General features: G+C 39.1%; 14 protein-coding genes. 7 read left to right on the forward strand and 7 right to left on the reverse strand.

The features are described from left to right. From ACST15_RS00005 to ACST15_RS00025, 5 genes are all read left to right on the forward strand, one after another. Positions 1–493, forward strand: a 493-nt coding sequence (locus tag ACST15_RS00005) for an agmatine deiminase family protein (RefSeq protein WP_459452529.1), incomplete at its 5' end; no start/stop codon positions are given. Continuing rightward, entirely contained in the window at positions 490–1,167 is a 678-nt protein-coding gene (locus tag ACST15_RS00010) for a hypothetical protein (RefSeq protein WP_459452531.1), read from the forward strand. The genes ACST15_RS00005 and ACST15_RS00010, both read left to right, overlap by 4 nt. Positions 1,168–1,255: 88 nt before the next feature. Continuing rightward, positions 1,256–3,511 carry a peptidylprolyl isomerase gene (locus ACST15_RS00015; protein ID WP_459452533.1) on the forward strand — a complete coding sequence of 752 codons (2,256 nt, stop codon included), beginning with the start codon at positions 1,256–1,258 and terminating at the stop codon, positions 3,509–3,511. A gap of 7 nt (positions 3,512–3,518) precedes the next feature. Next, positions 3,519–4,877 (forward strand): peptidylprolyl isomerase, encoded by a 1,359-nt coding sequence (locus ACST15_RS00020; protein ID WP_459452534.1) that lies wholly within the window; start codon positions 3,519–3,521, stop codon positions 4,875–4,877. Then, positions 4,877–5,839, forward strand: a complete 963-nt coding sequence (locus tag ACST15_RS00025; protein ID WP_459452536.1) for an AAA family ATPase — start codon at positions 4,877–4,879, stop codon at positions 5,837–5,839. Before ACST15_RS00020 ends, ACST15_RS00025 begins: the two co-directional genes overlap by 1 nt. A 212-nt stretch (positions 5,840–6,051) precedes the next feature. Here ACST15_RS00025 and ACST15_RS00030 read toward each other — a convergent pair whose 3' ends face one another. Genes ACST15_RS00030 through ACST15_RS00040 form a run of 3 tightly spaced genes read right to left on the reverse strand, consistent with a single transcriptional unit; the run spans position 6,052 to position 8,629 of the window. Then, on the reverse strand, positions 6,052–6,846 hold the full coding sequence (locus ACST15_RS00030; protein ID WP_459452538.1) for a thymidylate synthase: 795 nt from the start codon (positions 6,844–6,846) through the stop codon (positions 6,052–6,054). A 3-nt stretch (positions 6,847–6,849) separates the two neighbouring features. Beyond that, on the reverse strand, positions 6,850–7,287 hold the full coding sequence (locus ACST15_RS00035; protein ID WP_459452540.1) for an OsmC family protein: 438 nt from the start codon (positions 7,285–7,287) through the stop codon (positions 6,850–6,852). Between the two features lies 1 nt (position 7,288). Next, positions 7,289–8,629, reverse strand: a complete 1,341-nt coding sequence (locus ACST15_RS00040) for an alkaline phosphatase D family protein (RefSeq protein WP_459452541.1) — start codon at positions 8,627–8,629, stop codon at positions 7,289–7,291. A 44-nt stretch (positions 8,630–8,673) separates the two neighbouring features. Here ACST15_RS00040 and lysA point away from each other — a divergent pair, with 44 nt between their 5' ends. Beyond that, positions 8,674–9,909, forward strand: coding sequence for a diaminopimelate decarboxylase (lysA, locus tag ACST15_RS00045; protein WP_459452543.1), 1,236 nt, complete (start codon positions 8,674–8,676; stop codon positions 9,907–9,909). 124 nt (positions 9,910–10,033) lie between these two features. Here the strand turns inward: lysA and ACST15_RS00050 are convergent, their stop codons facing one another. The 4 genes from ACST15_RS00050 to ACST15_RS00065 form a co-directional block, all read right to left on the reverse strand. Further along, entirely contained in the window at positions 10,034–10,336 is a 303-nt protein-coding gene (locus ACST15_RS00050; protein ID WP_459452545.1) for a type II toxin-antitoxin system RelE/ParE family toxin, read from the reverse strand. Continuing rightward, entirely contained in the window at positions 10,320–10,559 is a 240-nt protein-coding gene (locus tag ACST15_RS00055; protein WP_459452547.1) for a hypothetical protein, read from the reverse strand. The genes ACST15_RS00050 and ACST15_RS00055 overlap by 17 nt, the downstream gene beginning before the upstream one ends. Before the next feature lie 285 nt (positions 10,560–10,844). Next, positions 10,845–11,531 (reverse strand): DUF4386 domain-containing protein, encoded by a 687-nt coding sequence (locus tag ACST15_RS00060; protein ID WP_459452549.1) that lies wholly within the window; start codon positions 11,529–11,531, stop codon positions 10,845–10,847. 401 nt (positions 11,532–11,932) lie between these two features. Then, positions 11,933–13,363, reverse strand: a complete 1,431-nt coding sequence (locus ACST15_RS00065; protein WP_459452551.1) for a circularly permuted type 2 ATP-grasp protein — start codon at positions 13,361–13,363, stop codon at positions 11,933–11,935. Between the two features lie 267 nt (positions 13,364–13,630). Between ACST15_RS00065 and ACST15_RS00070 the strand changes: the two genes are divergently transcribed. Continuing rightward, complete coding sequence (locus tag ACST15_RS00070; protein ID WP_459452553.1) at positions 13,631–14,116, forward strand: methylated-DNA--[protein]-cysteine S-methyltransferase; 486 nt, start codon at positions 13,631–13,633, stop codon at positions 14,114–14,116. The last annotated feature ends 9 nt before the right edge of the window (positions 14,117–14,125 follow it).

The raw sequence follows: 14,125 nt of genomic DNA on the forward strand, positions 1-14,125 counted from the left end.
AGAACAGATTGAAAAATATCTGAAAGACTTTTATGGTGTGGAGCAAGTTTTATGGGTGAGTGATGGCATTGTGGGTGACGATACAGATGGCCATATTGACGATACGGTACGTTTTGTCAATGAAGATACTGTTATCACCATGATAGAACCCAAATTGGATGATGATAATCATGCGGTGTTGGCTCAAAATTTACAAGAGCTGAAGGAAATGAAGCTTTTGGATGGTCGTCCCCTGCGAATTGTTGAAATCCCTATGCCTGATCCCGTGGTAATCGATGAATTTAGAGCGCCGGGCTCCTATGCGAATTTCTATATTTGTAATGCTGCGGTCATAGTACCCATTTTTCATTGTCCACAAGATGCAGTGGCTTTGGATATCTTATCTCAATTATTTACAGATAGACCTGTGATTGGACTTTCCGCAAGAGAAATTATTTGGGGCCAAGGAAGTTTTCATTGTTTAACTCAGCAAGAGCCTAAGGCCGCTTTATGAGAAAAATCCTCCTATATTTTCTACTTATAACTTTGTTCTCTTGTAGAAAAGAGGCCATTCCTGTTAAAACAGCCCAGGCTGAAAAGCAATTTATTCCCAATAAACAAGTACAGTTTCGATTGAATCAAATTTTGGCTACCAATATTCAAGAGAATATCACACAAGCAGATGAATTATTACTGGTTTATTCCATTGTGGCCATTGAAAATCAGCAGGTGGTACAGATTCAACAGTCCTCGCATTACCTAGGAAAAGTAAAACAAGGTATAGCGCTTTCATTAAAAGCTATTCCTTCCTTGTCCCTTTCATTAAAGCCTGGTCAACGTTTAGGTATTCAAGTGACTTTGTGGGAAATAGATGATTATCAACAAATTAAGCGAGTATTGCGACAAGTAAACCAGTGGGGAGGGGTTTTGCAAGTTCCTGTATCTCTATTGGAATTATCTTCCGTGACTCATCCATTTGGCTGGTTCATGTGGGGATTAAAAGCGAGTGGTTTAGGTATGGAATTATGGAGTAAATGGGATGGGAATGATCGCTTGGGGATTTCAGAAATGCAAATTACTTGGGATCAAGTGGCGAGTTTGAACAAAAAAGGAACATGGAAAAGTGGACCTAAGATGCTCAATGACTATCACTATGATTTCTCTTATGAAATAAGCGTAAGGGATTGATGAATTAAAGGGTTTATTTAGGGAATATTCGTAATTTTATAAGCTTGTTGACGTTTATAACCCATTGGACAAGCAAAATTGCTAAACTATGCGCTTTCGTTTTTACTTAGTAGTATCTATATATCTTCTTTTTGCCCTTCCGAGCTCTTTGGCTCAAGAGGGATTTCCTATTCAGATTGGACCTAAAAAAATCAGTTCTGCGCAGTTTTCATCGATATACCGTCGTTTGATTGAAAGTGACAGTATCAAACCTGACAATAAGAATAAATTTTTATCAGATTATTTAGATTTATCTCTAAAATTAGTTGCGGCTGAGGATGAAAAATTGGCTGAAACACCGGGATTTCAAGAGGAATATGCCAGTTTCCGTAAGGAATTAGCTAGTCCCTACTTAGTGGATAATGAAAAAGTAAATTCCTTAGTAAAGGAGGCATATCAGCGTTTGAAGGATGAAAAGCAAGTAGCCCATATTCTAGTTAAATTACCTGCTAATCCAAGTCCGGGTGACACCCTAATTGCTTATCAGAAAATCGATAATTTGTATAAAAAGTTGAAAGCGGGAGAGGATTTTGCTTCCTTAGCACAGCGTTTTTCAGATGATGATTTAACAGCTAAAAAAGGTGGAAATCTAGGTTATATCACCAGTTTACAGACGCAATATGCCTTTGAGAATAAGGTGTATGAATTAGCATTGGGGGAATATTCGGCCCCTGTAAGAACTTCAAGTGGGTACCATTTGATTAAAATATTGAAACAACGTCCTAACCAGGGTAAAATTCGATTGGCTCATATACTCATTTCCGTGCCTGTAGATGCAGCTACTCCTTTTCAAGTTGAAGCTAAAAAGAAAATTGAGCAGGTAGAAGCCTATTTGAAGAAAGGTGAAAGCTATGAAGATGTGTGTCGGAATTATTCCGAGGATCCTTATTCCAAAGGTCGTGGTGGAGAATTACGTCGTTGGTATTATTCATCGGATTTAAGTGAGGAGCTTCAAGATAAATTATTTGGTTTACAGCGTTTGGGCGATATTTCGGAGCCTATCCGTACTAATTTAGGTTGGCAGATATTTAAGTTGTTGGATAAAAAACCGCTTCTTTCTTATGAAGAGATGGCCGAGTATTTGCGTCAAAAAGTAAATACTGACCCTGAGCGAAGTGCTTTAATCCGTCAGTCATTTATGAAGCGTGTACGCGTGGAAAATCGAGTTGCTGTTTTAGAAGAGTCAAAGAAAATGGCTTTGGAACGTTTTGCTCGTGACCGGGTTGGTGATGAGCCATGGTTACAATTTCCGCTTTTTAAAGTATTGGATAAGTCCTTTACTATTCAAGAGTTCTACCAGTTTATTGTGGCTCAGCAGCGCAGAAAGGTCAAAGAACTAGGTTATTTGCCTGCCATTTCAGAAGCAACCTGGCTAGAGGAATTCATTGATTCTCATACATTGCAAGCAGAGGAGCAGCATTTAGAAACCAAATATCCTGCTTTTAAGGAGCAAATGGCGGAGTTCTTGGAAGGTAGTTTATTGAGTAAAATTACGGATCGCGAAATCTTTGAGAAATCCTTGGATTCTTTGCGTCAACATGCTTATTATCAGCAGAATATGGCTCTTTTTACCATGCCTATAAGGGCTGAAGTGAAATTGATTTCTTCCGATAATGCCAAAACTTTGGCAGATGCCATGGAATTGCTCAAGTCCGCTCCTTACCCAATGAATAAGCGTTACCCCGATATTTTATTTAAATTGGGACAATCTGAATTAACTGCTAATGCCAAAAAAGTTTTGCAAGAATTGGGTTTATTGATGAGTAAAAATCGGGACTATGTGGTGGAAGTGACAGGGCATATAGATGGTTCTGAGCAAGACAGTTTGTCAGAAGCTCGTGTAAATCAAGTGGTCAAGTTTTTGGCGAGTAAAGGAATAAGTGGCGTCCGCTTCATTGAAAAGGATGAAGGAAAATTGGTTTCTGCCTCTAAAACGGATAAGGCTAAAAATGCTCGGGTAAGTTTTAAGCTCTTTTCCCAGTCGATGGATGATGTGGTAAAGCGATTTAATGCGATTAAACCTAAAAGTTTAGAAGCTACGGAGGGGATTTTCAAAAAAGGTGAAATTCCTGTTTTAGATGCTCAAAGCTGGCAACTAGGTAAAAAGAATTTGGAATTTGAAGGTCGATATGTTTATCTTGAGATTAAAAAAGTAGAAGAACAGCGTGTAAAGACTTTTGATGAATGTAGAAGTAGTATCATTCGTGATTTACAAGCACAACTAGATAAAGAGTGGCTTCAGAAATTGAAGAATAAGTATCCTATTGTTATTCAGCAGGAGGAATTACAAAAAATAATGCAATAATAAATTTATGAAATTGAATCGTTGGATTTTTGGAGGAGTGATGTTGATGCTGTCTTGGGCAGCTGTCGCACAAGAGGCAAGTAAAGGGACTTTATTAGACAAGATAATTGTCAAAGTAGACAATCATTATATTTTAAAATCAGAGGTTGAACAGCAATACCAGCAGTATTTGTCGAGCGGTCAGGCCAACACACCTACACGCTGTCAATTATTGGAAGGTTTAGTCATCAACAAATTGATGTTAGCCAAAGCAGAGATTGACTCTGTGATTGTGGAGGATAAACGTGTGGAAATGGAATTAAATTCCCGCATGGATCAAATGGAAACGCAATATGGTTCATCAAAAAACATTGTGGAAGCCTTTGGCAAGTCCATCGTTAATTTAAAGGAAGATCTCCGGACCTCGCTAAAGGAGCAATTAACTGGGCGTAAAATGCAGGATAAAATAACAGGCGATGTAAAGATTACACCGAAAGAGGTAGCTGCATTTTTTGCCGCTATCCCGGCCGATTCCTTGCCTTATTTGCCCTCAGAGGTGGAAGTAGGTCATATTGTTCGTTTGGCTAAGCCAAATAAAAATCAGAAAGATGAGCTTGTGGCAAAACTATTGGATTATCGCAAACGTGTAGATAAAGGAGAGAGTTTCGAGGAATTAGCGAAATTGTATTCGGAGGATTTAGGAAGTGGTAAGCGCGGTGGAGATTTAGGTTTTTCTAAACGTGGACAGATGGTGGCTCCCTTTGAAGCTGCCGCTTTAAAATTAAAGCCCGGTACAATGTCAGATGTGGTAGAATCTGAATTTGGTTTCCACTTGATTCAATTGCTAGAGATTCGTGGTCAGGAGTACCATGCTAGACATATTTTGTTGCGTCCTGATTATCAAAAATTAGATTTAACTGAGCCTACTAAGTTTTTAGATAGTATTCGTGTGTTGATTCAACGAGATTCCATCAAGTTTGATCGGGCAGCTAGAGAGTTTTCAGAAGATAAACCTACGCAAGATGCTGGAGGAATGTTGATTGATCCAGGTACGCGCACTACCCGTATGCCTTTTGATAGCGGTATGGAGCCCGGCTTGTATTTTTCCTTAGATTCCATGAAAGTTGGTACTATTTCTACTCCGATTCCTTACCGTACAGAAGATGGAAGAAGTGCGGTACGTGTCTTATATTTCAAAGCCAAGCACCCGCCTCATTTTGCTAATCTAAAGGATGATTATCAAAAAATTGCTTCGATTGCTTTATCACGTAAGAAGAATCAAGCAGTTGAAAAATGGTTTATGAAAGCCAAAGATGATGTGTTCATTTTCATTGACGACGAGTATAAAGATTGTAATTTATTGGCAGGCAGTGTAACTGGAGAATAATGAACGACGTACAATTAGCCGAATCATTTGTTAGGGATTTTCAGCGAATCAAAGCGGCGGTTGCTGATCGCATTGTGGGTCAAGATGAAATCATTGACTTATTATTGATTTCTTTATTTTGTGAAGGTCACTGTTTATTGGTGGGCGTTCCGGGTTTGGCTAAAACCCGTTTGGTACATACGGTGGCAGCACTGACCGATTTAGAATTTCGGAGGATTCAATTCACACCAGATTTAATGCCTTCAGATATAATTGGGGCTGAGGTGATGGATTCCCAACGAAATTTTGTGTTCAATCGCGGTCCAATTTTTTCCAATATTGTTTTAGCAGATGAGATCAACCGTACTCCTCCCAAAACCCAATCAGCTTTATTGGAAGCCATGCAGGAGGAGACAGTTTCTGTAGCAGGAGAGAGTTATCCTTTGCCAAAACCTTTCTTTGTATTAGCGACTCAAAACCCGATTGAACAGGAGGGGACTTATCCACTTCCTGAGGCGCAGTTGGACCGTTTCTTATTCATGTTGGTCTTGGATTATCCATCCTATGAAGAAGAAGTGGCCGTGGTAAGAATGTCAGAGAAATCCAATGCTGAAACCTTGCCAGCTTCTATTTTGAATGCCCATACCTTGTTGGAATACCAAAAATTAGTAAAACGCGTGCCTGTTCCGGATCATGTTGTGGAAACAGCCGTGAAATGGGTTCATCAAACACGACCTAATTCTGCCTTAGCGACTGAAGTAAGCAATTCATACATTTCTTGGGGTGCAGGCCCGAGAGCCTCACAAAACTTAATTTTAGCTGCTAAATGCCGTGCTTTATTGCAAGGTAGATTTTCTCCTAATGTAGAGGACGTTCGGGCAGTAGCGGTTCCTGTTCTTCAGCATCGCATCATACTAAACTATAAAGCTGAGTCACAAGGCTTGACGGCCGCGGAAGTGGTAAGGAGAATTATTGAAGAATGAAGAATGAAGAATGAAGAATGAAGAATGTAGAATGAAGAATGTAGAGTGAAGAATGTAGAATGAAGAATGTAGAGTGAAGAATGTAGAGTGAAGAATGTAGAATGAAGAATGTAGAATGAAGAATGTAGAGTGAAGAATGTAGGAAGTCTTGTCCTGATATAAGTTGACAGTTGGGTTTATTAATCCTACATTCTACATTCTTCATTTAAAATTTACACCGCCACCGGCGCCTTAATCCCCGGATGTGGGTCGTAGTTTTCTAAGGTGAAATCCTCGTAAGTAAATTCAAAGATATCTTTAACCCTAGGGTTTAATTTCATTTGCGGCAATGCTCTCGGTTCACGAGTTAATTGTTTTTCCACTTGCTCCATGTGATTGGAGTATAAGTGTGTATCACCACCAGTCCAAACAAAATCTCCTAGGCCTAAATCACACACTTGAGCGATCATCATGGTTAATAAGGCATAACTAGCGATGTTGAAAGGTACTCCTAAAAAAACATCTGCCGAACGTTGGTATAACTGACAAGATAGTTTACCATCGGCCACATAAAATTGGAAAAGAGCATGGCAGGGCATCAAGGCCATTTTAGGTAAATCAGCTACATTCCAAGCAGAAACGATGATTCTGCGTGAATCTGGATTGGTCTTTAGGGTATGAATAACTTCCTTGATTTGGTCTATGACCTGACCATTAGGTCCTTCCCATGAACGCCATTGCTTGCCATACACAGGTCCTAAATCCCCATGTTCATTGGCCCACTCGTCCCAAATAGAAACTTCATGATCCTTTAAATATTTGATATTGGTTTCACCTTTTAAGAACCATAATAATTCATAAATAATGGATTTGGTATGTACTTTTTTGGTGGTCAAAATGGGAAAACCTTCTTCCAAGTTAAACCTCATTTGGTACCCAAATACACTTAAAGTGCCTGTTCCTGTACGGTCTGATTTAAAAGTACCGTTATTTTTGATATGACGTAATAGGTCTAAATATGCTTTCATGGATTAATTTTCAAAGGCTTCTCCGTTCAACAAAAGGGTATGAGTAATCACTGAACTAGGTTCTAATTGGGCTGTGGCAGAGCAATACTTATCCATGGACATCTGAATCGCTTTTAGGGCTTTTCCTCCATCAATGGCTCCTTGTAATTCAAATTGAATATTGATGCTTCTAAAAGGAGTTTTCTCCGTTCCTTCAATCTTTTCCCGAGTACCTGAAATACGGATTTGAAAATCATCCACCACTTGTCTTTGTTTTTTCAAAATCAAGATAACATCAATGGCCGTACAACCACCTAAACCCATCAGGAGTAATTCCATAGGTCTAGCACCAGCATTGTGACCGCCAATTCCTTCTGCGGCATCGATATGTACGGGAACAGGAGAACTGCCTCGCGCTTCGAAATGAAAATCTTGATCTATACGATTTAATACAACTTCCATATTATTTCAATTGACTTGATGTGATACGTTGTTTCCACAATTCCTTTCCTTCGGAATTCACTAAATTAATCTCTAAGATACGATCTTTTAGCGGACCGCTGACAGAAATATGGGCAAATGCACGTTGATTACTTGCCGTGCCCGGTACTAATGCCGAATTTAAGTCTTGTGGCGTAGGACTGGCAGTTCCGGCTGTCAAGGGTGACACGGTCAAGTCGTATAAGGGATAAGTGCCAGGACGATCCATTTTCCAAAAACTGGACCAATGGCGGTCTCCCGAAATGAATAAAACGCCGGGGATATTTCGGTTTTTAATTTCTTTCAATAATTGAGTGTGCTCCTGTTCGTAATTGGCCATGTTTTCAAATACTTTGGCCGGATTTATGACTTGTCCACCATTGACAATGATTTTAAAGCTAGCCCGACTGCTCGTCAAAGCGTCCAACAGCCATTGCAATTGTTTTTGTCCAAAATAATCTTTGGCTGGATTTTTTTCATCATTGGGAGCTTTAAACCAGCGGTCATCCATCATGAAAAACTCCACATCAGCCCATTGAAATGTTCCCGTAATAGCCTCATGGGGATAAACGAAATTGGGATTTCCCCAATAGAGTTTAAATAATTCCAAGGAAGTATGCTTTAAGGCAAAAGAACGATCGGCATCATTGGGGCCATAATCATGGTCATCCCAAATGGCATAATGGTGCGTGCTTGCTAATAAGGGTTGAACCGATTTTTGTCCACGCGTATGGTCATTCCGATGAATCATGCCGGTTCGTGTATTCCAATCGGCCTCTCGGTAATAAAAATTATCACCACCCCAAATCATGAAATCGGGCTTTTTGTCATAAATGGCCTTATAAATTTCATCGGCCCCTCCATAGGGTCTGCCCGGTCGGTCGGTGGCTTCTTCATTGATGTAATTGCATGAGCCAACCACAAAGTTGAAATTAGGTGGGTCGGTTCGGTATTGCCAAAGCGTTTGCGTTTGAAATTCCAAAGGATAATCAAAGTTGACTTTTTTACTGTCGACCCAAACTTCATAGGTGTATTTTTTACCCATGCTGACTTCATCCGCAATCATGCGCGCAATATGTGCTTGGGATTTTTGGGTAAGGATGGCAGGAGTGAGGTGTGCTGATTTATTGGACTCCTTACCTTTTTCCCAATATTTGATTTGAACTTGGGCAGGCTTCTCTGTTTGTACCCAAATGAGCACTTCTTTCATCTCAGAATAACCCAGCATGGGGCCACTTTTTACCTGAGAAAAAGTGGGAAAAAAACTAAGTATTCCTAAGATTAGACCTAGCTGGAAGAGTCTTATTTTGTTGGTTGACTGCATAGATAAGAAGATTAGCACTATCTTTGTGCCTTAATTTATTTACAATGGCCTATTATTCCATTCAAGGTATTCCTTTGACAACCCTTGCCAATCAATTTGGTACACCTCTATACGTATATAATGCTGACAAAATTAGGGAAAAAATCTCGGTTCTAAGAAACGCATTTGATGATATATCTTTGTCGATTAAGTACGCATGCAAGGCCAATACCAATGTGTCCATTTTAAAGTTGATGCTAGCCGAAGGAGTAGATTTAGATGTGGTTTCACCGCAAGAATTGGAATTAGGTTTATTGGCAGGTTACCGAGGAGATCAGATTACATTTACCCCCAGCGGAGTAGAATTTGAGGAAATAGAATTTGCGGTTTCTAAAGGGGCAATAGTTAATTTAGATAACCTATCAGTATTGGAAAAGTTTGGCCAAACCTATGGTTCATCTGTTCCATGTTTGTTGCGCATTAAACCCCATGTTTTTGGAGGAGGAAATGCCAAAATCATGACGGCACATCCAGAATCTAAATTTGGAATTTCCATTCATCAAAAGGCTGAAATTTTGACTTTGATAGAGAAATACCAAATCAAAGTCATTGGTTTACATCAGCATACGGGTTCGGATATTAAGGATGGAAAAACCTTTGAACAAGCGGCTTCCGCTTTGTTTGAGTTTGCTAAGGATTTTCCTGATTTAGAATTAATGGATTTGGGAGGCGGATTTAAAGTGCCTTATTCACCTGAGGATCCGGGTGTTAATATGCAGGAGATCGGTCAAATCATGGGCAATGCCTTCTTGAAGTTTTGTGCCCATTATGGAAAAGAATTGAAGCTTTGGGTGGAGCCAGGCAAGTTTTTGGTGTCTGAGGCAGGTACTCTTTTGACCAAAGCGACGGTCGTTAAACGTGACCCGATTAAGACCTTTGTGGGCATCAACTCCGGTTTGAACCATTTGATACGTCCTATGATGTATGGTTCTTACCATTATATATTTAATGCTTCCAATGAAGAAGATTTGCAGCAGGAGGCTTACCGCGTGGTAGGAAATATCTGCGAGACAGATACCTTCTCCTTTGATTTTGAAGGAAATCAAAACGAGCGCATATTGAATGAAGTAAAGGAAGGCGATATCTTAGCCTTTGCCAACGCAGGAGCTTATGGATTCACCATGGCATCGCATTATAATTCTCGCTTTTTACCAGCAGAAGTATTGGTAGACCAATCCGAAGCCAAATTAATCCGCAAAAGAGATACTTTAGAGGATTTGGTGAGAAATCAGATATACTAGTCATTAGGGATTAGTGTTTATTTTTTAGTGATTAGTGCTTAAGAATCGCCATTCAACATGGCCCAGCGGTTTACACTGAACCGTAGGGATGTGAACATGGAGAAATGCGATAAAAGCGGGAATTTTATACTTTTCTTTTCTTTAAACTTTGACGATGAGAAAAGAACGAAAGTATTTCAATTTGATTCTCTTTTATTTGATAGTATAAAGAATTATGTCTCGCAATGACAACTCTGCGAACATTTTTTTTGAAACCCGAAACTTGGAATAGGTATGGATTATGAGAAATTAAAGAAATGACTTCTTCAATTTTTGTTGCTAGATTTTGTAATTCTTTTGTTGTCCAATTTTCTTGAAGATATTGGATTGTATTGTGTAATTCATTTAAAGCATGATCCGTCCAAAAAATTCTATAACCACTTTTCATAAAGCTGTTTGGCTTTTGAATGATTATTTAATTTCCCGTTTTCTGCCTCTTGCAATCCTTGTTCTATAGATTGTTTTTCTAATTCAGAAATACTGTTCCACCAATCTATATTTTCTTGCTTTTTTAACTCAAAGATTTTGTTGAGTACAGTTATATCATCAATAGTAGATAGCCACTGAATTAATTCTAACTTCTTGCTTTGTATGATGGATTCTGTTTTCATAAACAAAATGTGTAGTATCTAAATTATTCCTAGATTCTGAAAGGTAATAACAATGATGTGAATTTATCAAGTATTTTCCCATTAATATAAAATTCTTTATATTTTCTACGAACTGTAGATACGTTTGAGGACTTATAGTGAAATCAGATATACTAGTGATTAGTGTTTAGGGATTAGTGTTTAGGGATTAGTGTTTAGTGATTAGTGTTTAGGGATTAGTGATAAGGGGTTTGGGAGTATTTGGGTGAGAGAATTGTCAAATTTCGCAAATTTGACAATTCTGACTTAGCACTTCGATGTATCAATTCCTTTGATGAGTAAGTACAAACAAAGAGATAGTTCCCCTATAAATATTGGAATGGCTAGGTAAATGAACAAGGGATTGGCGAATCCTTGGGAGAGAAACATGGTAAAACTATTGATCAAATAGCAGAGTCCAGCGATCACATATAATACACCAATAAATCTAGGAATGGCATTGGTTTTGAAAATGACATATCCTATGAGGATGCAATAACATCCAAAGAATACCAAACCAATTCCATAACCTTGTGCTTGAATATTCAAAGACAAAAGGGCCATTGTTGCCTTTTGGCTGGCTTGAAAAGTACTTAAGTAGCTGTCATGGCTCAACAATAACAAAGGAGTAATTTGATTCAACAGATTGACGGCAATAATGGCCGTTTGAATGATAGCCATGGCTACAGCCATTTGTACGATCAGCTTGTTTGATTTTTTGAAAAAGTGGTAAATGATCAAAATGGTGGGTATTCCAAGCACAAAATTGATCAAGTCAGCAGCAAAACCCCAACGATAAAGCATTTCATGTGTTTGAATATTGTGGGCCGTGGCTATGGCATTATTTGGCACACGTAATGCTTGCCTGACAAAAACTTCTGAAAACAATCCTGTTCCAATCACCAGCAAATAGCAAAACCCTGCCAATCTGGCTAAATTTTTATCTGAAATCATGTTTTTAGGTGGTCAAAGGGATTGAAAAAGTTTTTCGTTAGAAGGAAAGTAAGCAATAATAGCCAAAAAATCAGGCTTATTCTTTTAGTTGGTGTGCCAGTTTAATACGCTATTTTCCACTTTATGCATGCCAGAAAAATAACCTAGGATTTTTAATGCTTCAGATTTGTCAAATTTTCAAAATTTGACAAATCTCTGTGACAAATCTCTTTGACAAATCTACTGTTCGATTTGGCCCTTCGGTACATGAAAATCCATGTTGTAAAAGTTGATTTGGAGCGACTAGTCACCGCATTTCACAAATAATTCTACACTCTACATTCTACATTCTACATTCTACATTCTACATTCTACATTCTACACTCTACATTTTCTAATAACTAAGCCCTAATCCCTAACAACTAATACAACACCCACGTATCCTTCGACCCACCTCCTTGGGAGGAATTAACTACCAAGGAGCCTTTGCGTAAGGCTACTCGGGTTAGGCCGCCAGGGATTACTTTGACTTCATTACCGTATAAAATATAAGGTCTTAGGTCCACATGCCTTCCTTCTGGATGATCTTCTATCAAGCATGGGACACGAGATAGGGATATGGTTGGTTGGGCGATGTAGTTTCTTGGATTGGCTAAAATGTATTGTTTGAACTTTTCTTGCTCTTCTTTGGTGGATTTGGGGCCTATCAACATGCCATAACCTCCTGCTTCATTGGCTTCTTTGACTACCAATTTTTCAATGTTTTCTAAGACATACTTCCTGTCTGCCTCTTCGCCACAGATATAGGTTTCTACATTGGGTAAAATGGCATCTTCTCCTAAATAATATTTAATGATTTTTGGCACATAGGCATAAATTACCTTATCATCGGCCACACCAGTTCCTGGGGCATTGGCTAGTGCTACTCTTCCTTTTTTGTACACTTCAAATATTCCCGGTATACCAATCATGGAATCAGGGTTGAAGGTATCTGGGTCTAAAAAGGTATCATCGATGCGACGATAAATCACATCCACGATTTTGAAGCCTTTGGTGGTACGCATTTTCACATAGCCTTCATGCACCACCAAATCACGGGCATCTACTAATTCTACGCCCATTTGTTGGGCCAAATACGAATGCTCAAAATAGGCTGAATTATAAATCCCAGGGGTTAACACCACCACGGTTGGCTCAGGTCGGTCGCTGATGAAGCGCAACATTTCCAATAATTTATGTGGGTAATCCGAAATGGTTCGTATCTGCGTTTTGGCCACGACCTCAGGAAAGGTTTGCTTGAACAATTCCCTGTTTTCCAACATGTAAGAAACCCCCGATGGACAACGTAAATTGTCTTCCAAGACCATGAATTCCCCATTGTCGCCACGGATCAAATCCGTACCTGTGATATGTATCCAAATGTTTTTGGGTGGTTTAATCCCCATGCAGGGTGCTAAAAAGTTTTTGGAAGAATAGATAACCTCCTTGGGAATAATTCCGTCTTTGATGATTTTTTGATCGGAATAAATATCAGATAAAAATAAATTTAATGCCGTAATGCGTTGTACTAGCCCTTTTTCTACATTATCCCAATCCGTGCCATTCACTATTCTGGGGATAATATCGACAGGCATAATACGCTCCGTGCCTTCATTTTCGGAATACACATTGAAGGTAATTCCCATGGCCATTAAGGCTCTTTCGGCAGATTGATGTCTGCGAAGAAATTCCTCTTGGCTTAATTGTTCTACGCGCTCTTTAAATGGTCCATATCCCTCGCGAACAAGTCCTTCTGGACTGAACATTTCGTCGTAAAATCCCTCTGTTTGGTAATCTTTAAATGTGAAATTCATAGGCCTTATTATTTATGCAATGCTTGATTAGCTAATAATTTAGGATTTTATTTCTGGAAAAAAAAGAACTTTTGGCTGCAAGTGAGCTAATGGTAAATGATAAATTGGCTTTTTGAGTATAACAATCGTTGACCTTGGCTTACTATTTTCAATGACTAAATTCCCAATTTATTATTAGCATAAATTCGTTTTGAGTACCTTCAAGGCTAATATGATTGGATCCCAAAAGGATTCCCTAATTACTCTTCACTATTGACAATGTATCACATGTTTTTCTGCCATTCTCCTCTCGGTTATTTACAAATTGAGCTTTCTGACAAAGGATTAACTTCGCTACAGTTTGTCGAGCAAGGTGGAAATGATACCATAGCCGATGAATTCAAGGCGATGCAAGAGGAGGTAATACGGAACTTAGATGCCTATTTTGAGAATCCTCAATGGAAATGGACTTGTCCCATAGATTTTTCAAATGCTACTTCCTTTCAAAGGAAGGTTTGGTCAGCTTTATTGGAAATTCCGGTGGGAGAGGTGATGTCTTACCAACAAATTGCCGAGATTATCGAACAACCCAAGGCGGCCCAAGCTGTTGGCAATGCCAATGCCCAAAACCCTGTGCTATTGCTGGTTCCCTGCCATCGAGTGATTGGCTCTGACGGTTCCTTGGTAGGTTACCGAGGAGAATTGTGGCGCAAGGAGTGGTTATTAAAACATGAAGGATATCCAGGATTAAGTCTTCAATTGAATCTTTTTTAGGCTTATCTT

The organism is Aquirufa sp. Wall-65K1 (assembly GCF_054558475.1).